The 1,232-nt window shown below is 61.4% G+C and carries 2 protein-coding genes; both read right to left on the bottom strand.

Translation table 11 applies throughout. From position 1 onward, the window contains the following. Nucleotides 1–310 (bottom strand): hypothetical protein (locus tag ABT116_RS47870; RefSeq protein WP_351647761.1); only part of this gene is annotated, 310 nt, incomplete at its 3' end. A gap of 147 nt (nt 311–457) precedes the next feature. Next, a complete protein-coding gene (locus tag ABT116_RS47865; protein ID WP_351647759.1) occupies nt 458–994 on the bottom strand; it encodes a hypothetical protein in 537 nt (178 codons plus the stop codon). Between the last annotated feature and the right edge of the window lie 238 nt (nt 995–1,232).

The raw sequence follows: 1,232 nt of genomic DNA, 5'->3' as shown, positions 1-1,232 counted from the left end.
GGTCGTCGAAGCGGTGGGCCGCGTCGGATGCGGAGGGTGCTGTCATGGGGGCAGGGTCTCGCACCAGGTCCGTTCTGTTGCGGTTCGGCGCCAACACGCCAGGCTGGAGCAGCTTCGCCGGATCACGAATCACGTCGGGAACATCCCTGGCATTGAGGATCGCCACCGTGCAGTTGATGAAGCTGAACCGCGGGTTCGGGTTGGTGACGGTGAAGGTGATCGCATTGTCCGCTGCGCTCACCGACACCGGAGGCGGGAGAATCGCCGGTGCTGCCGACGCCGTCGCCGGAGACATGACAACCAGTCCCACGACGGCAGCGGACGCCGCGACAATGCTTCCGAGAGCGCGTTTGAATCCACGACTTCGCATTTTCCGAACCTCCAGGCAAGTCGGTCAGATCACCAGATGCATGAAGAATAGACCGCTCAGTCGGAAAATTGGGAGACAGGCAGCGAGCTACCCGAAAAGTCCTTCGAGGCTGCCGCTACCGAACAGGTCGCTCAAGCTGCCGGTATTGATGCCGCTGAACGGTCCGCCGATGACAACGAGGCTCGGCACGCCAGGAACCGGCTTGCCCAACGTCTCGAGATCGAGAAGATCGAAGCAGGCACCGAGCACGGCGTAGGTTCCGTCCGGAACATCGGTCACGGTGTTGGTGACCGTCTGCCCCTTACCGACGGCGAACAGTGAGGACGGGTCGGTGATCTTGGGGTACACCACAAGGTTCGGATCTAGCAGTTTCAGCGGATCATCAAGCACAGCAGCAGAATCCGCGGCGTTGACGACAAACGCCTGACACAACGGGGCAATTCCGGTGTTGTTGTTCGTGATCGTCAGTGCCAGACCGTTTCCGGTCACCTTGTACGAGACGACCGGCGGGACCACCTCGGCCGACGCAGTTGCAGGATTGACCATCGCGACGCCTGCCGCGGTTGCAGCGGCAACCGCGACGGTTCCCACTACGCGACGTACTCCACTCGTGCCCAGCTTCATCGAGGTTCCTTTCGTACTGCGCCTTGAGTTCGGCAACAGTGCGCAGCCTAGATCGGATCTACTGACCGAATTGCGTGAATAGTCCCGGAGGGAGGCCGTGCCCGAAAGATCGGGACAAACGTCCCCTTCTCGAAGAGCTTGCTTTCGACTCAGTTCCCACTGGAGACGAAGGGCGTCCGCACCGGTCCGCCGACCGAACCGTGCGGTGCTACCAATCCACGCTTTTCGAGGATCGGAC

This window comes from Streptomyces sp. NPDC002130, from assembly GCF_040296465.1.
Lineage (GTDB): Bacteria > Actinomycetota > Actinomycetes > Streptomycetales > Streptomycetaceae > Streptomyces.
This window is presented reverse-complemented; position numbering and strand designations above follow the sequence as displayed.